At 68.3% G+C, this 20,157-nt stretch carries 17 protein-coding genes; 10 read left to right on the plus strand and 7 right to left on the minus strand.

Annotated elements, in window-relative coordinates:
- The first annotated feature begins 34 nt into the window (after positions 1–34).
- The 6 genes from VFE28_10110 to VFE28_10135 all read left to right on the plus strand — a co-directional run bounded on the left by VFE28_10110 (position 35) and on the right by VFE28_10135 (position 6,902).
- Positions 35–2,344, plus strand: a complete 2,310-nt coding sequence (locus VFE28_10110; GenBank protein ID HZM16347.1) for a hypothetical protein — start codon at positions 35–37, stop codon at positions 2,342–2,344.
- Between the two features lie 404 nt (positions 2,345–2,748).
- A complete protein-coding gene (locus tag VFE28_10115) occupies positions 2,749–3,132 on the plus strand; it encodes a VOC family protein (protein ID HZM16348.1) in 384 nt (127 codons plus the stop codon).
- Between the two features lie 109 nt (positions 3,133–3,241).
- Positions 3,242–3,715, plus strand: a complete 474-nt coding sequence (locus tag VFE28_10120; protein HZM16349.1) for a DUF1203 domain-containing protein — start codon at positions 3,242–3,244, stop codon at positions 3,713–3,715.
- Positions 3,716–3,807: 92 nt separating this feature from the next.
- Positions 3,808–4,947: a hypothetical protein gene (locus VFE28_10125; protein ID HZM16350.1), complete on the plus strand. Its 1,140-nt coding sequence runs from the start codon at positions 3,808–3,810 to the stop codon at positions 4,945–4,947.
- A gap of 84 nt (positions 4,948–5,031) precedes the next feature.
- A complete protein-coding gene (locus tag VFE28_10130) occupies positions 5,032–5,838 on the plus strand; it encodes an aminoglycoside phosphotransferase family protein (GenBank protein ID HZM16351.1) in 807 nt (268 codons plus the stop codon).
- Between the two features lie 95 nt (positions 5,839–5,933).
- Complete coding sequence (locus tag VFE28_10135; protein HZM16352.1) at positions 5,934–6,902, plus strand: hypothetical protein; 969 nt, start codon at positions 5,934–5,936, stop codon at positions 6,900–6,902.
- A gap of 78 nt (positions 6,903–6,980) precedes the next feature.
- Here the strand turns inward: VFE28_10135 and VFE28_10140 are convergent, their stop codons facing one another.
- Positions 6,981–8,066 (minus strand): hypothetical protein, encoded by a 1,086-nt coding sequence (locus VFE28_10140; protein HZM16353.1) that lies wholly within the window; start codon positions 8,064–8,066, stop codon positions 6,981–6,983.
- A gap of 288 nt (positions 8,067–8,354) precedes the next feature.
- Between VFE28_10140 and VFE28_10145 the strand changes: the two genes are divergently transcribed.
- Positions 8,355–8,687, plus strand: a complete 333-nt coding sequence (locus VFE28_10145; GenBank protein ID HZM16354.1) for a DUF971 domain-containing protein — start codon at positions 8,355–8,357, stop codon at positions 8,685–8,687.
- An 8-nt stretch (positions 8,688–8,695) separates the two neighbouring features.
- Here the strand turns inward: VFE28_10145 and VFE28_10150 are convergent, their stop codons facing one another.
- From VFE28_10150 to gmd, 5 genes are all read right to left on the minus strand, one after another.
- On the minus strand, positions 8,696–9,817 hold the full coding sequence (locus tag VFE28_10150) for a citrate/2-methylcitrate synthase (GenBank protein HZM16355.1): 1,122 nt from the start codon (positions 9,815–9,817) through the stop codon (positions 8,696–8,698).
- A 37-nt stretch (positions 9,818–9,854) separates the two neighbouring features.
- Positions 9,855–11,849, minus strand: coding sequence for a S9 family peptidase (locus tag VFE28_10155; protein ID HZM16356.1), 1,995 nt, complete (start codon positions 11,847–11,849; stop codon positions 9,855–9,857).
- Positions 11,850–11,946: 97 nt separating this feature from the next.
- Positions 11,947–13,029 carry a glycosyltransferase family 4 protein gene (locus VFE28_10160; protein ID HZM16357.1) on the minus strand — a complete coding sequence of 361 codons (1,083 nt, stop codon included), beginning with the start codon at positions 13,027–13,029 and terminating at the stop codon, positions 11,947–11,949.
- A complete protein-coding gene (locus tag VFE28_10165) occupies positions 13,026–13,973 on the minus strand; it encodes a GDP-mannose 4,6-dehydratase (GenBank protein ID HZM16358.1) in 948 nt (315 codons plus the stop codon). Before VFE28_10165 ends, VFE28_10160 begins: the two co-directional genes overlap by 4 nt.
- A gap of 1 nt (position 13,974) precedes the next feature.
- Entirely contained in the window at positions 13,975–14,934 is a 960-nt protein-coding gene (gene gmd / locus VFE28_10170; GenBank protein HZM16359.1) for a GDP-mannose 4,6-dehydratase, read from the minus strand.
- A gap of 251 nt (positions 14,935–15,185) precedes the next feature.
- Here gmd and VFE28_10175 point away from each other — a divergent pair, with 251 nt between their 5' ends.
- Positions 15,186–15,791, plus strand: a complete 606-nt coding sequence (locus VFE28_10175) for an isochorismatase family protein (protein ID HZM16360.1) — start codon at positions 15,186–15,188, stop codon at positions 15,789–15,791.
- Positions 15,792–16,123: 332 nt separating this feature from the next.
- Here the strand turns inward: VFE28_10175 and VFE28_10180 are convergent, their stop codons facing one another.
- Complete coding sequence (locus tag VFE28_10180) at positions 16,124–18,439, minus strand: tetratricopeptide repeat protein (GenBank protein ID HZM16361.1); 2,316 nt, start codon at positions 18,437–18,439, stop codon at positions 16,124–16,126.
- Between the two features lie 136 nt (positions 18,440–18,575).
- Between VFE28_10180 and VFE28_10185 the strand changes: the two genes are divergently transcribed.
- Together VFE28_10185 and VFE28_10190 are read left to right on the plus strand one after the other, a co-directional pair.
- Positions 18,576–18,947 (plus strand): kelch repeat-containing protein, encoded by a 372-nt coding sequence (locus tag VFE28_10185; protein HZM16362.1) that lies wholly within the window; start codon positions 18,576–18,578, stop codon positions 18,945–18,947.
- A gap of 172 nt (positions 18,948–19,119) precedes the next feature.
- Positions 19,120–20,142: a hypothetical protein gene (locus VFE28_10190; GenBank protein HZM16363.1), complete on the plus strand. Its 1,023-nt coding sequence runs from the start codon at positions 19,120–19,122 to the stop codon at positions 20,140–20,142.
- Positions 20,143–20,157 lie beyond the last annotated feature (15 nt).

Raw genomic sequence — 20,157 nt, forward strand, 5'->3', positions numbered from 1 at the left:
CCCGGGTCCGTTTCCCTCCGTATCATGGCCGATCGTGCGACCTCCCGACGAGACCCAGGTGCAGGTGGCCGCGGCAGCGGCGCCGGCAGCCGCGGTGCGCTTCCGCCACGCTCTCCTCCTCCTCTGCCTCGGGAGCGGCTTTGCTCTCGCCTTCGAGGTAGCACTCACTCGTGTGTGCAGCGCCGTGCTGCAGTACCACGTGAGCTTCGCCGTCGTCTCCCTCGCCGTCCTCGGTCTGGGTCTCGGCGGTTTCCTGGCCTATCTGGTGACGCGTCGCCAAGCGACGCGTGGGGCCGCCACGCTCACGGTCGCCTTGCTCCTCGTTTCCCCCGGGATCCTGCTCACACTGGTGGCGCTTCTCCGCTTGCCCTTCGCGGCGCACTGGACCTCCTTGCTCTTCTTGATGCTGCCGCCCTTCATCGCCGTGGGAGCTCTGCAAGCCCTGTTGTTGCGCGCCTTCGCCCACCGCGCCGGGGCTCTCTACGCCGCCGATCTGCTCGGCGGCGCCACGGGCGCCGCGCTGGCACGGCCCGGCATCGACCTCCTCGGCGGCCCGGTGCACCTGGCGCTCCTCCTCGCTCTCTTCGCCGCCCTCCTCGCGCTCTGGTGGTGTATGAGCGCGGCATCGGCACGCGGGCGGTTCCGCCTCGCAGCTCTTCTTCTCGCCGGCGTCGCGCTCGCCGCCGTGCTGTTGCAGGGGCGCACCGGTTTCCTCGACGTGCGCTACGAGCTCGCGCCGCGCAAGCTGGTGGCGCAGATGCTGCAGCGGACACCGCTCGGCTCGCCGCGCCTGCTCCCGGAGCTGCAGCGCTGGGACGCCACGAGCCGCGTCGACGTGCTCGAGCTGCGCTCGCCACGCAACGTGGAGCGCCTCGTCTTCATCGACGGCGAGACGCCGACAGCGATGCTGGCACCGGGCTCTCCCGCTCCGGGCGCGGCGGCAGACCTCGACGTGCGCGCCTCGCTCCCGGCGCTGCCGCATCGCCTGCTGCACCCGGAGCGCGTCCTCGCCATCGGTTCCGGCGGCGGTTACGACGTCGTCGTGGCCCGCGCCTTCGGGGCCACCCTGATCGACGCCGTCGAGTTGAACGGCGCGGTGTTGCAGGTGGTCGAGCGGGCCCGCGACTTCACCGGCGATGTCTACCGGCAGCCGGGGGTCCGCCTGCACCAGGCGGAGGGCCGGCAGTTCGCCGAGGCGTCGGCGCCGGCGAGCTACGATCTCGTCATCTTGGTGCTGGCTCAGTCGCTGGCGGGCAACCTGCGCGAGTACGCTCTCTCGGAGAACTACCTTTATACGAGCGAAGCCTTCGCGGCCTACCTCGCCGCGCTGCGGCCGGGCGGCGGCCTGGCGCTACTGGTGAACGATGACAGGCTGCTGCGCCGTTTGTTCACCACCGCCTGGGATGCGCTCGCGGCGCGCGGCCGGGACCCGGGCGCTTGCCTCGTGGCGGTGACGAGCCGGCGCGAATCCCCCTACGATCGACTCCTCCTGGTCCGCGAACGGCCGTTCGAGGGCGAAACGCTCGCCCGTCTCGCCGCCGAGGTCGGGGAGCGCGGCTACGAAGTGCTGCACCTGCCACCGGGGACGCCGCTCGCAGGGGCCGCGAGCCTGCAGCGGCCGCAGGAGCCCGAGCTGCAGCCGGCGACGGACGACCGTCCCTTCGTCTTCGACCTGGGCGGCGGCTTGCCGCCGGCGCTCGGCCTCCTGCTCGGCACCTCGGCGCTGCTCCTCGCCATCGCCTGGGCGGCGCTCGGCGCGGCGGCGCGGTCGGTGCGCCAGGCGGCGGCATGGTTGCCTGCCTCCTGCTTCGTCCTCCTCGGTCTCGGTTTCCTCATGGTCGAGGTGTTGGTGCTGCAGAAGAGCCTTCTCGTCATCGGCACGCCAACTCTCAATTTGTCCCTCGTTCTCTGCACCTTCCTGCTCGGCGCCGGCGCGGGAAGCGCGGCGAGCGCACGCTTCGCTGCGCGACAGCGACTGCGCTGGTGGTTGCTCGCCCTCGTTCCCGCTCTCTGCCTCCTCGTCCGTAGTTTGGACCTCCTGCATGCGCAGGCTGCGGGTTGGCCCACCCTGTCACGCTGCCTCGGTGTGGCGGGCGTCGTGGCTCCTTGCGCCTTCCTCATGGGCATGCCCTTCCCGCTCGCGCTTCGCGCCTTACCCGACCGTTTACGTCCTTGGATCCCCTGGTTCTGGGGTTTGAATGGCGTCGCCTCCATCCTCGGCTCGGCGCTCATCGTCGCCTGCGTGCTCCAGTGGGGCTTCCGCCTGGCGACGGCGCTGCCCGCAGCCGCTTATCTCCTCGCCCTGCTGGCCCTGCTGCGCCTCGACGCGCCACCGCGGCCTTAGTGCCTCCGACTTCTCTCGCCGCCACCCGGAGCGCCTGGCGGACCCATGCGGTCACGGTGAAACCGCGGCTGCGGGCGAGGTGCTGGAGATTCGCGGACCTCTGTCTCGCTGAATAGGACGTGAAGCCACTTACTCATGCCCATGAGTATGAAGGACTCACGCCCATGAGTATGAAAGACTCATGCCCATGAGTATGAAGGACTCATGCCCATGAGTATGAAAGACTCATGCCGATGAGTCAGATGCTGGTCGGGATCCACTCCTCGCGGCTCCGAATCGGGTTGAACCCGATCCTGCGCACGTGGTGGGGGCGTCGGAGTGAAATCAGTCTCTCGTGTACCATGTCGACAAGCGCCGGCGCAGCACCCCACCGGGCGCCTGAAGTCGAAACCGGAGATCGTACCGTGAGCGTACAACTGAACCACACCATCGTCTGGTGCCGGGACAAGCAGAAATCTTCCGCGTTCCTCATCGGCATCTTGGGCCTGCCGGGCCCTATCCCCTTTGGACCCATGCTCGTCGTCAAGCTCGGCAACAGTGTTTCGCTGGATTTCTATGAGAACGACGGCGAGATTTCCTCCCAGCACTATGCTTTCCTCGTGGGGGAGGACGACTTCGACCGCGTCGTCGCCCGCCTCGGTGATCGCGCCATCGCGTATTGGGCCGACCCGGGCCGAGAACGGGCTGGGGAGATCTACCAGCACAACGGTGGACGGGGATTATACTTCGTGGATCCCGACGGCCATCTCCTCGAGGTCATGACCAGGCCTTACGAAGGCATCGGGTGATCCATACGAGGCTCGTTGGGCTGATCCAAATCGCCATGAACCGGTGTCATGTCGGGCTGCACCGGGTCGAAGCCGCTGGTGGTTCTAGGAAACCGTTGAGGTGACACGCATGAAGAACTCTTTTCGATTCGTCGCTTTGCCCGCCGAACAGTTCGCCCCCCTTTTTGATCAAAGCGATGCGGAGTTACAGGCAGCGGGCGCTCGCCGTCTGCTCGTCGATGAGAAGCCGGGGTTTCCCTGTCGCGTGAGCCTGGTGGACGCGGAGGCGGGCGAGACCGTTCTGCTTCTTCCGTTCACGCATCACGATGTACCGACTCCCTATCGCGCCTCGGGACCGATCTTCGTGCGCCGGGAGGCAAGGACGGCGCAGCCTTCCGTCGACGAGGTTCCGGTCATGTTCAGGCACCGCCTCCTTTCCATCCGCGCTTATGACAGAGCAGCCATGCTTGTCGGCGCGCAGGTCCTTCCCGGAGCCGAACTCGAAGCGGCGATCCAACAGCTCTTCGCGAACGGCACCGCGAGCACTCTGCACATCCACAATGCGGGCCCTGGTTGCTACAACTGCTCTGTGGTGCGTGCCTGACCGGCCGGTACGGAGGAGCATTGGACGACTGTTTGCCGAGATCCGCGACGCCTGACAACGCGCCGCAGCCGGCGCCGGCGAGGAATGTCACGATGCGGCACGTCATCGCTGGGATCGTTCTCACCTTGGGCGCAGGTCTTCTCCAATCCGCACCAGCACAGCTACCGGTCGACTCTTTGCACCTCGCTGTCGGCTTCGGCGTGGACACGACCGCCTCGCCGCAGCACGAGATCTTGGACCTCTGGAAGCACTACCTCACGGAGTCGTCGGACTCGCTCCGTGCGACCTTGTGGTCGGCTCACGAGCGCGCGACCGGTGCGCAATTCGACCTTGTCCGCCCATACGTGTATCAGGGATTCAAACACTTCACCGTCGTTGACCTGAGTCCCGCCGTGGGCTTGCCGCAGACCTACGTCATCCGCACGCTGGTCACCGCCGTGGAAGACTCGACCCAAGATGTTCGGCCGCTCGCTCTTTACCGTGTCTACGCGACGATGGAGGACGGCCGGTGGGTTCTGGGCAACGCGCTCCCGCGCACCACCCGCGACTGGCGACGGACCACCCTCGGCAAGGTCACGTTCGTCTATCCCCCGACGCATGCCTTCGCTCACCGGCGTGCCGAGGCAACCGCCACCTTCGTCGACTCTCTGGCCCGCGCCTTTGGGCTTCCGGAACCCAAGCCCATCACCTACTTCTTCACCGATGACCTCAGTGAAACCCTGCGAGCCCTCGGGCTGGAGTTCTTCCCGACAGGGGGCGACGCTGTCGGCGGTCGCTCGAATGCGGCCCAGCGGCATGCCTACGTCGGGTCGCCGGACCATGGCGAGGACTACCGCCACGAGCTGGCCCACATCGTCCTCGCTCCCGAGGTGTCCAGCCGCACGGCTGGCTTGGTCGCCGAAGGCCTCATGACCTGGACCGGTGGCTCCGTGGGCCTCGACTACGCCGCGCTGCTGCCGGCACTGGCGCAGTATCTCTCCGCTCACCCGGAATTGACGCTGGAAAGTCTGCTGCAGAATCCACCTCTTCGAATGGGGAGTTTGGATGTGGGCTACAGCGGCCTCGCGGTATTGTGCAAAATGACCTTCAGCCACAGCGGTCTACCTGGCCTGCGTGCCCTCCTTGCCGCGGGCAGGGATCCCAGTGCGGTCGCGAACGCCGCAGCCCACGTGCTGGGAGTTTCCCCGTCCCAATTGAACTCCTCGTGGCGCAAAGAGTGTGGAGCGCGCTGAATGGTTCCAAAGCAGGGGCGTGCGATGATTCTGAAGATATCACCCAGATTGATAGCACACTGTGAAAGTTCCCCGGCTGGCCGCTTGTGGCTGGAGCAGCTGCCGGATGCGGTCGCCGCGTTGGCCCAGCGCTGGTCGCTGACGCTGGGGGCGCCGTTCGAGCATAGCGACGTGGGTTGCTCTTGGGTGGCGCCGGCGACGCGAACCGACGGCACTGCGGCGATACTCAAAGTCGCCCTGCGGCATTTCGAAGGCGAACACGAGATCGAAGGCTTGCGCTTCTGGGGCGGCGATGGAATGGTCCGGCTTCTCGAAGCGGAAGAGAGCCTCGGGGCCCTGCTGCTCGAACGTTGCGAACCAGGCACGACCCTGCGGACGCTCCCCGAGCCGGAACAGGACGTGGTGATCGCGAGCCTCTTGCGGCGACTCTGGCGGCCCGCTCCCTCATCGCACCCATTCCGTTCGCTGTCCGAGATGCTGCGACGCTGGAGGGAGGAGATCATCGCCCGCCAGGAAGCCTGGCCCGATCCGGTATGGACCCGCGAGGCGCTGCAGTTGTTCGAGGAGTTGTCCCGTCCCACGCCGACCGATGTCCTCTTGGTGACCGATCTCCACGCAGGGAACGTCTTGCGAGCCCGCCGGGAAGCTTGGCTCGCCATCGATCCCAAACCTTTCGTCGGGGACGCCACCTACGACGCCACGCAGCATCTACTCAACTGTCGTGCCCGCTTGGAAGCCGATGCAGAGGACACGATCCGTCGGTTTGCCGATCGCCTGGAGATCGACGCACAGCGTTTGCGCTGGTGGACGTTTGCGCGCCTGGGCGCGGAACCGGGCGATGCGCCTTCCCACGAAAACAGTGCCGCCCTGGCCCGGAAGCTGGCACCCTGAGGGAGAAACCGTATGAATCAGGACGAAGAAGCGATTCGCGCCCGCCTCGGTTCCTGGGTCGTCGTGCCCGACGCGAACCTGTTGGCGGTCGGAGCATGAGTTCCCAGCGGATGAGCCCATGGACCGTCGCGGTCGTCGTGTGCCTCACCGGTTTCTCGCTCGGGTGTGGGCATCCATCTTCCACGGTGGAGTTGCCGCCTCTGGCGGAGTCCTTCCCGGCATCGATCGGCGATGCGGACACTCTCCAGAATGCGAATGGCCTACGGCTGCTCGTCGCGGCGGAGATCACACAACCCACGCTGCGCATCATCCTTCCAGGGCAGGCGGCGTCCGATCGATCGATCGAGGTGCTTTTCCCCGAACACGTCACTGCAGTGAGGCACGGCAGCAGCACAGCCGATCATCTGTATCTGTATGGGACGGGTCGGCAGGGAGATCGACCCCTGTGGTCGCGGCGGGGGCAGGCGCTCCAGTACGGTCGGGATCTGCCCGGAGGAGTCTCGATGCTCGCGCGTGCCGCACTCGAGGAAGATGGCGTGCGCTTCCATTACGAATTCACCAACACCTCGACCGTCGGCTACGACATGATCACTGCGGTGACCGATCCGCGCCTCACTGGCATCCTTCATGATGTGCGTCTGGAGCGCACCTACGTCCATCACCCAGAGGGCTTCGAGTTGCTGGCCTCGGAAGTGCCGAGCCGGCTCACGGCGCCACTGGAACAGTGGCTCCCTGCCCGGGTTCTGGCCTCCTTCACCTGGCCTGTAGCGATGCAGCGGAGCGAGAGGCGCGAAGACGGCATCACCTACTACAACAAGGCGCGGCGGGTCGATGTGCCGTTCATCGCCACGCTCTCCACCGATCGGGCCTGGGTCGTGGCGAGCTTCGCGCGCGAGCCGGGCAACGTGTGGAGCAATCCCGAGCTCACCTGCCAGCACGTGGATCCACAGACGTCTCTCTTGCCCGGGCAGCATGTGGCTGTGGAGGTGAAGATGTTGGTCTTGCCCGGGTCGTTGGACGGAGCTCTGCAGCGGGCCATGCGCCAACGCGCCTCTTTGCCCTGACGGTTGCCTTGGGCGGAGTCGGGCCACCAGGAGCGCCGCGGGGACGAGTTCGTAGGCTGTGCTGGACCCGTTCGCGGCTCAGGCGGCTGGGTCGCAGTCCCGATCGCGACGACCGCCGTGGACGACGAGAAGTCGCCGCGGACGCCGCGATCCCCCGCGTCGGAGTCTGCGACGACGCACTCGTAGATGGGCGCGGAGCCAACCGGCGGCACGCCCGATGGTGGGCAGGTGCGGCAGCGGATCCTGGAAGAACAGCTCCGTCCCCACGTCCGGCCGCAGGGTTGAAAGCCTCTCGCTCTCGGGAAGCCCGTGGCCTCGCGGCGGGGAGAACACGCGCCGTCGCTTGCGCCCGACCCGGTAGCGCGTCGGGCCCGTGATCGGACGGCCGGCGGCGAGCTGCGCATACAGCCAGGGCATATCGATGCCCGAGGCGATGGCGAGCTCGATCCCCTCGTTCCAGCTCGGGTGCAGGCCGAGGAGGACCAGCCGATCGGCGTGCAGCTCATGCCGGAAGCCTACGGTGGCGAGACCATCCCACTGCTGCCGCGTGAGGAGCTCGAGACCGAGCCGACGGACCTCGGGATGGTGGGCGCTTTCCACAGCGGGGCGCTCGAACCAGGGCAGAATCTGCTCGCTGCTCTCGTCGCGTAATCGATGCACGAAGGTGGCGACGGGATCGCCGCGCCGGAGCAGCGCCAGCAGGGCGTAATCGCGCCTCGGCGTCACCGCCTGCGACGCGGCGGCGGCGCGCGCCGCGGTTTCGACGCCCAGCGCCGCCGCCAGTCGCGTCAGCGTCTCCCGTGCCGCATAGGCCTCGAAGACCCGGGGCTCGGGGAGGGGACAACCGGTCAGAGGGCGGAGTTTTTCGCGCTGCGACACGAGGAGCGTCGCCGTCGAAGCGTCGAAGAAGAGAAGGGCATCTTGCGGAGTCTGTCGCAGCGTTTGCAGCAGCCAGGAGGCGAAGGCGTCGCGGTCGCGGCACGGATCGGGGGCGAGGAGACGGCGGCGGCAGAAGCGCGAGTCGAAAGCGGGAACATGCGGCCGCGGCGCCGCCACGGTGACCTCAGCGCGCCGCCGGCCGAGGCTGCGTACCACGGCGAGTGCTTGGCGATGCTGTCCGTCGAGAACGAGGACGCGGAGCCGAGGCGGCGGGGAATCGAGCATGCGGGCTTCCTGCTCCTTCCGCGCGCTGCTTGAGGCGGCGGCGGCGAAATCATGCAACTCGGATTCCAAGGCCGGGAGCGATCCCGGGCGCCATCGTGGGGTTCCGCATGCGCCCCGGCGCGGGCGCGGTGTTCCGTGGCGTGGCTGCCCCATTCCATGACAACGTAGTTCCGGACGCTCCGCTCGCATGGAGCCCGGCTGGTGGTTCGGCAGAGCGCGGCGTAGGATGCATGGCGCCGTCGAACCGGCGGGCTGGTTCGCTCCGCCGGCTGGTGAGAGGAGGAGTGCGTGTCCGTCATTCCCACCGAGATCGAAAGGCTGGGGAACCACGGTGTCCGCATCGCCTGGGAAGACGGGCACGAGAGCGAGTATCGCAACGCCGACCTGCGCTTCGGCTGTTCCTGCGCCCTCTGCGTCAACGAGGTGACCGGCGTCCGCCATCTCCGGCGCGAGCAGATCCCCCCGGACATCCGTCCCACCGCCGTGGAGCTGGTGGGCCACTATGCCATCCACATCACCTGGAGCGATGGCCACGCCACCGGCATCTATTCCTACGAGCTCCTGCGCGAGCTCTGCCCCTGCGCTGTTTGCTCCCAAGCGCGCTCGCAGGGCGGCGGCTGAGAACTGAATCAGCGCTGCGCCAGGGGCACGTAGGGAATGGCGGTTGGCCCGGTGTAGTTGGAGCGCGGCCGGATGAGGCGATTGTCCTGCATCTGCTCCAGGACATGGGCCGTCCACCCGGAGACGCGGGAGAGGGCGAAGATGGGCGTGTACAGGTGCACCGGAATGTTCAGCATGTAGTAGGTCGAGGCGGAGTAGAAATCGACATTCGGGAAGAGACCCTTGTCCTGCCCCATGTACTGTTCGATCCGCCGGGACATGACGAACCACTTGTCGTCGCCCCGGGCCTTGGCGAGCGCCTCCGAGGACTGGCGCAGGTGTGTCGCCCGCGGATCCTCCACTTTGTAGACCCGGTGCCCGAAACCCATGATGCGCTGCCCGGCCGCGACCTGTTCCCGCACCCACACCTCCGGCGTCTGCGAGCTGCCGTCGATCTGCAGCAGCATCTGCATCACCCGCGTGTTGGCGCCGCCGTGGGAGGCCCCCTTGAGGGTGCCGATGGCGGCCACCACGGCGCTATGCATGTCCGAGAGCGTCGAGGTGGTGACGCGGGCGGTGAAGGTGGAGGCGTTGAAGCCGTGGTCCGCATGCAGCACCAGCGCCTGGTCGAAGGTGCGCGCCGCGGCCCGATCGGGCTCCTGGCCGCTCAGCATGTAGAGGAAGTTGGCCGCATGCGGCAGATTCGGGTGCGGCGGCACGAAGACTGCGCCGTCCCGGGATCGGCCGATCGCCGCCACGAGCGTCGCCATCCCGGCCACCAGGCGGAAGGCCTTGCGTTCCGCTGCCAGCAGGCTGGTGTCCTCGGCGTCGGGGTCGAAGGCGGAGAGAGCCGACACGGCGGTGCGCAGCGTCGCCATGGAGTCTTCCTCCGGGGCGGTGCGGATCCATTCGAGCACGGCCTCCGGCACCTGCCGCTCGGCGGCGAGGCGAGCGGAGAACTCCTCCAGCTCCGGCCGGCGGGGCAAGCGCCCGTTCCAGAGCAGGAACACGACCTCCTCGTAGCTCGACTGCTGGGCCAACTCGTGGATGCTGACGCCGCGATAGATGAGATTGCCTTCGTCGCCGTACACCTTGGAGATGGCCGAAGAACCGACGACCACGCCCTCGAGACCGCGGCTCAACTCGGACATGCGCTCTCCTTCTGCCTCCTGGCGCCGGGGAAGCATCCTACAGCTTGCGCTCCAACCAGTCGAGAACGCGGCGAAGGCGTTCGATCCGGCTCTGCGGTCTGCCGTGGCGCTCGAAGTCGTGTCCTTCGCCGACGAAGCACACCCATTCCACCGGGCGGCCGAGCCGCGCCAGCGCCGCGAACAGCTCGCGCGACTGCGACGCCGGACAGCGGCGATCGTCTTCGCCGTGCAGGAGCAGGAGCGGGGCGCGCAGATGCTCGACGTAGGCGAGCGGCGAGGTGCGCCAGTAGCGCTCGTGCGATTCCCATGGCGGGGCGAGGAACTCGGCTTCCAGAGCCCGGCCCGAGTCGCTGCTCCCGAAGAGGGAAGCGAAGTGCGCCGCCCCTGCGGTGGTGACGGCGCAGCGGAAGCGGCGCGTGTGCCCGAGGGCCCAGTGGGCGAGGAAAGCGCCATGTCCACGCCCCACCAGAGACAGGCGGCTGGCGTCCACGAAGGATCGCGACGCGGCCCAGTCGGCCACGCGGTGGAGATCGTTCAGATCTTCGAAACCCCATTTCCCCAGCAACGAGCGGCGGAACTCGCCGCCGTAGCCGGCGCTGCCACGCAGGTTCGGGCAGATCACGTGATAGCCGGCGGCGGCGAGGAGCTGCCATTCGTGCACGTAGGAAGCTCCCGCCATCGTTCCCGGGCCGGCATGGAGTGCCAGCACCGCCGGTCCGCGCCGCCGGCGGCCACGGAACAAGAAGCCGTGGAGCGTCGGGCCTTGCGGCCCGGCGAGGCGGAACTCTTCCGGGCGCACCAGACGCTTGCCGCGGAGAGCCGTGGCGTGGAGGTGCGTCAGCCGGCGCACGCGCGCCCCGTGGACGTGGAAGGGGCCGCGCGTCGAACCCCGGCGTGAGCGCGAAAAGGTGGCAGCATAAACATCGCCGGGCTCGGTGGGCGTGGCGCGCAGCAGCGCCCACACGCGCCGGTCCGTGCTGCAGGCGAAGGCGCCGATCTCATGGCGCCCCGACGTATGCGGCACCGGACTGCCGCCTCCTGCGGGCACCGCGAAGACGTTCACGGCGCCGTCCTGGCTGCCGAGGAAGTAGAGGCTCTCGCCGTCGGCGGACCACGCCGGCGCGTGGACGGCGCTGTCGGCCCCGAGGTCGGCAGTGCAGACGTCGGCGCACATGAGCTCGCTCGTGGCGAGCAGATCCTTGGCTCGCCCGCCGCGAGCGGGCACTACCCACACATGCAGGTCCGCCGCGGTCTCGCTTGCGCTCTCGCCCACGTAGGCGAGCATGGTGCCGTCGGGGGACCAGGCGGGAGAATGTTTTGGACCGTCCTGGCGCCCGAGGAGGCGCGGGGACCCGCCGCGCGACGGTACGACCCAAAGGTCGGAGTCCCCGCGTGGCGCGCCGCTCGCGGTCCGGTACGAAACGAAGGCCAAGGAGCGGCCGTCGGGCGACCAAGCCGGTTCGGCGTCGTGCCCGACGGTTCGCCCGAGTCGTCGCAAGCGCCGCGCACCGAGTTCCAACACGCACAGTTTCGACCGGGTTTCGTCGACGAGGCCGTCGACCTCCGGTCCGGCCTCGCTGCTCTTCCAAAGTCGGATCCGAGCCCTCGAGCCGTTGGCGCCGCGGCGCCTCGGGGTACCCGGAGCGTGGAGGAAGGCGATGGCGCGTCCGCCGGGAGAGAAGCGCGGCGAGTGCACCCGCCCGTCGAGACGGGTGAGCGGCTCGGGGGCGCTGGCGTCGAAACGCAGGCGCCACAGGTTGGGCGTGCCGTCGCGGTCGGAGACGAAGACGAGGCTCTGCCCATCGGGGGCGAAGCACGGTTCGCGATCATCCTCTGCTCCCGCAGTGAGCGGGCGCATCTGGCCGCTCTTCACCTCCACGAGGAGGAGGGCGTGGCCGATGCGGTCACGCTGCAAATCCGCCCGCGCTGCAGCGAAGACGACGCGGCTGCCGTCGGGAGAAATACAAAGGTCGCGCGGCAAGCGCAATTGGGCGAGAGTTTCGCTCCCGAGTGGGGAACGGCCGCGAGGCACCGCTCGTCCTCCAAGTCCAGCGTGCATGACCGTGCACGCGCCGGAGACGCGGGCACCAGAGCCGGGACACTAACGAAGCCATCGTCGCCGGGCAAGGTCAGTGCGGGTCCGCTTCGTAGGCGGCGAAGGCCTCGCGGTAGCGTTCCTTCAGGATGTCCCAGGAGAACTGCCGCGAGACTTCCAGGGTGTTGGCCTGCAGCTGGGCGAGCTCGGCCGGCGCCAGGCCCAAGAAACGCCGCATGGCGGCCTCGGTTTCGGCGGCCTCACGGGTGAAGATGCCGACGGCGTGGGCGGCGAAATCATGGACGTTGCCTTCGGCTTTGATGATGACCGGCAGCTCGTAGGCGAGGGCCAGATAGATGGCGGAACAGGTCTCGATGTACTTGTACGGCGCCACGAAGCAATCGGCGGCGCGCAGATAGAGCTGGATCTCCGCGTCGGGCACGTGCTCGAGACGCAGGTGCAAGCGCGGCAGGTCACGGCAAGCGGCCACGATCTCCGCCGCGAAAGCAGGCGAGGACGGCTGGCCGGCGACGATGAGGTGCGCCTCCGGATGGTCGGCATGCAGAGCCCGGAAGGCGTCGAGGAGCACGTCGACGCCTTTGTACGGCCGGATGTTGCCGAAGAAGACGAAGGCCTTGGCTGCGGGCGGGATGCCGAGGCGCTGGCGCGCCTCGGAGCGCGACAGTGTCGCCGGGTAAGCCCCCTCGTAGCTGCCGATGGGGATGGTGTGCACGTGGCCGCGCGCGCCCCAGCGGCGCTCGGCTTCGGTCCGCACGTCCGGTGTGTGGACGTAGACGACATCGGCGAGACGCCATAACAGTCGCCGGGAAGCGGCATGCCAGCGCCGGGCACGCTGCAGGTCGTGCACGTCCACCTCGTGCACCGTCCACACGAGCTTGTAGCCGCGCCATTTCGCCAGGAGCCAGAAGGCGTGCAGGTGCAGGTAGCCCTTGAGACCGAAGAGACGGTGCGGTTGCCGCGGGCGAATGACGAAGAAGATCTCCGGCCAGTGGAAGTGCAGGTAGTGGAAGCGCGCCAGCGGACCGCGCCGCAGCAGGTAGCGGAGCGAGAAGGGGACTTGCACGTAGCGCAGGTCGATGCGCTCGAGCGCCTGATAGAGGAGATGGTTGTACACGTTCCCCGAGTTGCGGTCGGGGATCATGGTGATGACGCTCACGATCGGGCTGCGCTTCCTGCCAGACGCCGGCGCCAGTCGTCGAGCACATCGGCCAGTGTCCTCTCCATGGGGATCTCTGCTTCCCAGCCCGTGCGCTCGCGCAGCCGGCTGCTGTCGCCCACCAGGATGGGGAGATCGGAAGGCCGCAGGCGGGCGGGATCCGCTTCGAGACGGAGGGGCAGACGGCTGCGCTGCAAGAGCGCGGCGACCAGGCTCTGCAGCGACTCCGCCCGGCCGCGGCAAACATTGTAAGCACGCCCGGCCTCGCCGTGCTCGAGCAGCAGAGCATAGGCGCGCACCACGTCGCGCACGTCGAGGAAGTCCCGGCTGACCTCGAGGTTGCCGACGCGCACCACCGGCGGACGGGCGCCGGCCTCGGCGGCGGCGATCTGCTTCGCCACCGCCGGGAGGACGAAGTCGTCGCTTTGTCCCGGGCCGCTATGGTTGAAGCTGCGCACGACCACGACATCCAGCCCGTGAGCCGTGTGGTACTGCAGCGCCAGGAATTCCTGCGCCACCTTGCTCACCGCGTAAGGGCTCGACGGGCGGAAGGGCTGCTCCTCGCGCAAGGGCAGCTCGTCCGCCCGCACCCGCCCGTACTGCTCCGCCGAGCCGATGACCAAGACCCGCGTCGCCGGGCGCGGGCGCAGCGCCTCGAAGAGATTGCAGGCCGACAGCAGATTGTTCGCCAAGGTTTGCTGCGGCGCTGCGAACGACCGCGCCACGGAGGAAACGCTGGCCAGGTGCACGACGGCGTCGGGGCGCAGGTCGTGGACGAGCTCGCGCACCGCCTCGGCCTGGGTGAGGTCGCAGGCCCGGTGTGTCTCGGGGGCGGGCGTCTCCGGGCGATCGGTGCCCCAGACTTCGTGGCCCAGGGCCTCGAGGTGCCGGAGCAGGTGCGGGCCGACGAAGCCGCGGGCTCCGGTGACCAGGATGCGCGCCACGTCAGCGCCCCACGCGTTCGAGGTCGGCTTGCACCATCATCTCGACGAGCTCGGGGAGCTGTACCCGGGCACGCCAGTCGAAGGCTTGCTCCGCTTTGCGGCAGTCGCCCACCAGCTCGTGGATCTCGGCGGGCCGCACGAAGCGCGGGTCCGCCACCACGTGCTCCTCCCAATCGAGGCCCACCGCCTCGAAGGCGAGCCGGGCAAACTCGCGCACCGAATGCGTCTTCCCCGAGGCGATGACGAAATCATCGGGCTGCTCGAGCTGCAACATCTGCCACATGGCACGGACGTAATCCCCGGCGAAACCCCAGTCGCGCCGCGCCTCCAGGTTGCCGAGGGCGAGCTTGTCCTGCAGGCCCGCCTTGATGCGGGCAGCGCCGTCGGTGATCTTACGGGTGACGAACTCCAGACCGCGCCGCGGCGACTCGTGATTGAAGAGGATGCCCGAGGCGACGAAGAGCCCGTAGCTGTCGCGGTAGTTCACCGCGATGTCGTGGCCGTAGACCTTGGCGACGCCGTAGGGGCTGCGCGGCCGGAAGGGTGTCGCCTCGTTCTGCGGCGATTCCGTGGCATTGCCGAACATCTCGCTCGAGGAGGCCTGGTAGAAGCGCGCCTCCGGGGCGAGCAGGCGCATGGCCTCGAGCATGCGGGTGACGCCGAGGGCAGTGAACTCCCCAGTGAGCACCGGCTGGTTCCACGACGTCTGCACGAAAGACTGGGCGGCCAGGTTGTAGATCTCCTGCGGCCGGGCGGCGCGGATGGCTTCGAGCAGCGAGTTCGGGTCCAGGAGGTCGCCGGGGAGCAGGTGCAACCGGTCCTGGACGTGCTGGATGCGTTCGAAGTTGAGGGTGCTGCTCCGGCGCACCAGTCCATACACCTCGTACCCCCGTTCCAGGAGGAACTCGGCGAGGTAGGAACCGTCCTGGCCGGTGACACCGGTGATCAAAGCGCTCGGCACGAAGCCTCCGCGGGGGACGAGGCGGGCTGGAGGCCGGCCGCCCGCCGGGGGCCGTTCGAGGGGCGTATCTCACGTCAGGATAGCACACTAGCCGCGAGATGGCGGTGCTCGAGGCGGCCGGGCCGAAGACCCGGCCGGGACCACCGGGGGAAGACGGAAAGAACGGTACAAAGGGAACCTTTCTTGCGGCTTCCGGAGGGCCCCATGGACTAATGTAGGAAAAGAGGGGCCGGCGAACTTTGGGAGGTCGGATGGAACTCACGCAGCAAACAGGGCTCGTGGTGGTGGACGTGCAGCGCGACTTCCTCCTCGAGGGCACGCTTCCCGTTCCTCGTAGCAACGAGGTCGTGGCAACGGCCAGCCGTTTGGCCGAAGGCTTTCATGCGGCTGGCTTGCTCGTCGCTTGCACCCGCGCCTGGCTGCCTGCGGATCACAAGAGCTTCCGCGGTCATGGAGGACAACTGCCGGTGCATTGTGTCCAGGATACCCACGGCGCCGAGTTCGCCGACGATCTCGTCATTCCGCCGGATACGTGGATCCTTTCCAAGGGCACGAACCGAACGCAGAGCGCCCTCTCCGCCTTCGACGGCACCGATTTCGGCGAGCGCTTGCGCAAGGCCGGGATCGAAACGCTGCTCATCTGCGGCTTGGCCACGGAAACCGGGGTCAAGCACACGGTGCTCGACGCTCTCGAATCGGGTTTCGGCGCCTACATCGTGGCCGACGCCTGCCGTCCCTTCAACAAGCACGTCGGTGACGGGGCCCGCTCCGTCGAAGAGATGCTGCGCGCTGGGGCTCGCATCGTGAGCTCCGGTGCCGTACGCAACGCCTTGGAGACTTTCTCCGCCACGGAGTGAATCCCGTCACGCTTCCTCCCCTCGCTGTCCGAGCCGGGCGCCGCGCTCGGTACGCAGCACCCTGCTTCAAGTTCTCCCGAAAGCCGCGAACCCCCGTTCGAGACGGGGGTTCGCACGGATCAGGTCTGCTAGGGGGGAGGTGTCGCCTGGTCCGTTTACGAGAGGGGGTTTGGCCCGGGCCGCAGCATCGTGGCCGAACGAGTCGCCACGCCCGCAACCCGGGGTCCAAACTTCCACCTCATACTACGCTTGTCGGGGCGAGAAAGTGCCGTCCCAGTGCGGGAAAGCGGCGGACGGCCCCTGGTCCGGGCCGGGAAGCGGTCAATTTCCGGTCAATGGGGCCCACGAGCTTGAGTTCCAGGCGCTTCCAGGCGCAGGGCCCAGGCGGCCCGCCGGCGCAGGTCCTCGAAGTGCAGGGCCTCGGCCGCTTCCAGACCGTAGCCTCCCAGGTCCGCCAAGGTCGAATCGACCCTTTGCGGTGCCCCGCCCCGCAGTTCCGCCAGGGCCCGCAACTCGAGAACGGCGAGTTTGACGTCCGAGGAAAGCACGGTGTCGGTAGCGGCAGCCAGAGGGCCGAGCTCCTCTCGCGCCTCGGCGAACCGCTCGGCGTAGTAGAGGCGGCGGCCGAGGAGATACCGCGGCAGCGGCGCCGACGGCACCTGCGCCCGCACCCAGGCGAGGGAAGCCAGGCCTGCCGCCTCGGGAAGCACTTCGGTGAGATAGGGGCAGAGGGCTTGGCGGAGCTCCGGAGCTCGCAGCGCCGCTCGTGCGACCTGGAAGGCGCGCCTCTCGGGGCGTGACACCGCCAACGATTCCGCCCCCGCGTAGCTCGCCGCCGCCCCCTCGAACTCCCCCAGTGTCCACTGGGCGTCACCCAGCTCGTCGAGGGCGCGCCCGCGCCAGGACTGCGGCAGGGCCGGCGTGTCCAGCAGTGCGAGGAGCGCACGGCGCGACTCGGCGGCTTTACCAGCCTCGAGGTAGAGACGCGCCAGTCCGAGCTGGTGGCTCGGGCTGTCGGGCTCGAGGCGAAGGATCCCGGCATAGAGGCTCTCGGCGCGGGCGAACTGCTCGCTTTGTCGGGCCCCGGCGAGTTCCGTTTGCAAACGCGCCTGCTCGCGCGCACAGGGGAGGGCGAAGATCGCCGGCGGGCGATACTGCCGCTCGGCGCGGAGCAGCTGCAGCGGTGTGAGCCGCACCGGCGCCAGCTTCACTCGTTTCCACTCGCGTACCAGATCGTCGAGGCTGCGGCCATAGGCGCGCTCGAACTTGCGCGTGGACCACAGCACGCGGAAGGGTTCCATCCCGTACGCCGTCACCAGGTGGTGCACGAAGGAGCCCGCCGCCGTGTACGCCCGCGCCCCCGGCTGGGTCCAGAACCCGAAGGCGCCGAGCAAAGAGCCCAGGTCCGGCAAGAGACCCAAGCTGTCCATGGCGGCGCAGGCCTCGTCTGGCGTCAGGCCGAGGCGCCCGCTTTCCTCGCGCCATTCCGCTGCCACGGCGATGCCCTCGTGGATGCCGATCTGCGGGCAGATGGGCCACCAGCGCTGCAGGTGGGCGGCGAAGATGTGAGCCAGCTCGTGGCGCAGAACCGGATGGGGCCAGCTCGCCGCGTTGAGGTGGATCTCATCGGTGAGCGCGTCCTCGAAGCTCGTGCCCCCAGCGCCCATGAGACGTTTCTTCTTCTCCGCCGAGGCATAGACATAGCTGCCGATCCGTCCCGGAACATCGAAACCGAAGAACTCGCGCAGCTCGGCGTAGTGGAACTCGTGCTCCCTGGCCAACTCCTGGGCGCGCTCTCGCGTATAGGCCTGGACGTCGTAGTAGACATCGCAGTGTTCGGTGGCGAGGTGACCGCCGAGGGCGCGACGGATGTCTCCGGCGTCCGGGCGCAGCCCCAGCCGGCCCGCATTCACCTGCAAGGCGGCGAAAACGAGGAGGGCGCAGAGCGCCAGGGGACCAGCGACGGCGCGGGCTCCCGTCCAGGGGTCGGAGAGGGCACGCCAGCGCAAGCGCACACCGTCCCAGAGCATGACGGCGAGGAGGGCGAACAGGATCGCTTCGACGACCACGATCGTTCGCGCCAGGAGCAGGAGCGGCGTGAGTGGCACCGCCTGGTCGTACAACGGACCGGGAAAGAAGCCGACGAAGGCGTTGTAGGCGAAGATGGGCGGTTGGCGCACGATGTTCCAAAGCACGTAGACGTAGGTGGCCAGGCTCCAGAGCAGGAGGTGGAAGCGCGCCCATCCGGTTCGGTGGGCGAGCCCGAGCGCGAAACCGAGGGTCGTCCCATAGAGAACTCCGGGCACGGTGAAGAGGGCATAGAACTGCAGGCCTTCGCTCCAGTTGCAGTTGGGAACGCGGACCGCGTTGGCGCCGATGATGACGAGGGGGAAGAAGAGGAGGAGGAGATTCTGCACCCCGACCTGGAGCAGGGCCGCACCCGGGAAGCCGCGCCTCCTTGCCTGCCGCGGCACGAACACCTGGCGCGCCGAGGCTGCGGCGGCGCAGGCGCGCCAGCCGGAGACATAGGCGAGGAGGGCACCCATGCCGACGGAGAACTCGAAGGCGAGCAGGTTGAACAGGGGGACGAAGGCGAGGGCGATGGAAACGAGCGAAACGAAGACGGCTGCCAGGAGCCACGACGCCATGCTTTGCCCTTCGTCATCCAACCGCTGCCGCCGGCGCAGCGCCCCCTCCCGGAGCCGATGCTAGACTGGAGAACCGCAGTCCCGCCAGCGACGATTGGGTTCAAACCGCAGCGAGCGCCCGCCCAGGAGGAAAACGATGCGATTCCCGACCACGATCTGTTGCGCGGCGGCCGCTGCCGCTGCGCTCTCGGTCGCTTTCCAGAGCGGCCGCGGCGACCAAGGGCCTGCTCCGCCCCGAATCCTCGGAGTCTACGGCGTGGGGGGCGTGATCGGCGAGGACGGGACGCTCTGGCAATACATGCCGGACCGCAAGAAATGGCTCAGCATCGACGAGGCCTTCCGGGGGGAGGACCAGGAAACCCACATCCTGCCCCTTCCGGTGGCAGCGAAGGACATCCAGTTCATGGAGAGCTGGGGTTTCCTGGTCACCCGGAGCGGCGAGTGCTGGCACTACGACCTCGCAGCCAATCGCTGGCAGAACGTGGGGCCTCCGCCCATGGCCCGGTAGCCTGCCGCCGCCACCAGGGTGGAGTGGACAGGACGGGCCTGAGCCGCCGGAGCGTGGGCCAGCGGCGATGCAAACCCCAAAGGGGGTAGGGACTTTCCGGCGGCGCCGCTGTATCCTTGAGTTGGCTGGTTCGAGGCGCCAGAGCCCACTGCCCCTGTTGGGAGGTTCTCTCATGCGTCGCCTCACGGTTGTTCTCGCCGCTCTCATCCTGCTCGCGAGCACTGCTGCTTGGGGTCACGACGAGAAGCTCCAGGCGGAATTGCTGGACGAAGTCCTGCGACTCACGCAGGCCCAAGTACCGAATGAGGTCGTTCTCGAGCAGATCAAGGCCTGGGGCTTCGTCTTCGAGCTGAACGCGGACGACATCGTGGAGCTGCGCTCGCTCGGGGTGAGCGACGACGTTCTCGACGCGCTCATCGGCACGGCGAACGACGAAAACATGGAAGTGCACACGCGGAGCCAGGTGGTCTTCAGCGCCGGCTACTACGCTCCCTGGTACTGGTACCCCGTGGCCTGGGGCGGCTACTACGATCCGTTCCCGAGTCTGTATTGCAGCTACTACTACCCCTTCCACTACAGCGCGCATTTCGGTTACTACGGCTGGTGCGGTGGCACGTACTACGCTCACTACTATCCGAACACCTGGGGCCGGGAAGCCTGGCATGCTGGGCGGAGAGTTCCAGGGGCGCCCTACAGCGTCGCCGGCGGCCTGACCGCGCGGCGCGCCGGGACGATGACGGTGCCCACCTCAGGCGGCATGCGGAGCCGGGAGGCGACTCCCCGCATCATCCGGAACGGCACGCAGGCGAGCACTGCCCTGCGCCGGGGGGAGTTGCGCAGCGTGGAACGGCAACGTGGCGCGCCAACCGCCACCCCTGTGGGTGCGCGGCGCGGCGGCTACGACCGCGGGCGCAGCAACGCGGCGCGGCAGGAGATCGCGCGGCGACAAGGGAACGGGTTCCGGACCATGACGCCGGCCGGGCAAGCACGCGTCGCGGCGCCAACCCGGTGGCGGTCGTCGGGCGGCAGCGCCAACCGGAGCTTCCAAGGGTTTTCGGCCAGGTCACGCGGCTCCTTCTCCAGCCCGGGCGCAGCGCCGCGTTTCCAATCCATGCCTCGCGGCGGCAGTATGCCGCGGATGTCCGCGCCGCCGGCGGCGATCAGCGCCCGCTTCGGGGCCGCCCGGGGCCGCTGAAACCAAGTTCGATCC

The organism is Candidatus Krumholzibacteriia bacterium, assembly GCA_035649275.1.
Classification (GTDB): Bacteria; Krumholzibacteriota; Krumholzibacteriia.

Coding starts and splice junctions, on each gene's coding strand:
- VFE28_10125 (HZM16350.1), top strand. CDS start 3,808: ATGCGGCACGTCATCGCTGGGATCGTTCTCACCTTGGGCGCAGGTCTT.
- VFE28_10150 (HZM16355.1), bottom strand. CDS start 9,817: ATGTCCGAGTTGAGCCGCGGTCTCGAGGGCGTGGTCGTCGGTTCTTCG.
- VFE28_10190 (HZM16363.1), top strand. CDS start 19,120: ATGCGTCGCCTCACGGTTGTTCTCGCCGCTCTCATCCTGCTCGCGAGC.
- VFE28_10180 (HZM16361.1), bottom strand. CDS start 18,439: ATGGCGTCGTGGCTCCTGGCAGCCGTCTTCGTTTCGCTCGTTTCCATC.
- VFE28_10120 (HZM16349.1), top strand. CDS start 3,242: ATGAAGAACTCTTTTCGATTCGTCGCTTTGCCCGCCGAACAGTTCGCC.
- VFE28_10135 (HZM16352.1), top strand. CDS start 5,934: ATGAGTTCCCAGCGGATGAGCCCATGGACCGTCGCGGTCGTCGTGTGC.
- VFE28_10140 (HZM16353.1), bottom strand. CDS start 8,066: ATGCTCGATTCCCCGCCGCCTCGGCTCCGCGTCCTCGTTCTCGACGGA.
- VFE28_10175 (HZM16360.1), top strand. CDS start 15,186: ATGGAACTCACGCAGCAAACAGGGCTCGTGGTGGTGGACGTGCAGCGC.
- VFE28_10185 (HZM16362.1), top strand. CDS start 18,576: ATGCGATTCCCGACCACGATCTGTTGCGCGGCGGCCGCTGCCGCTGCG.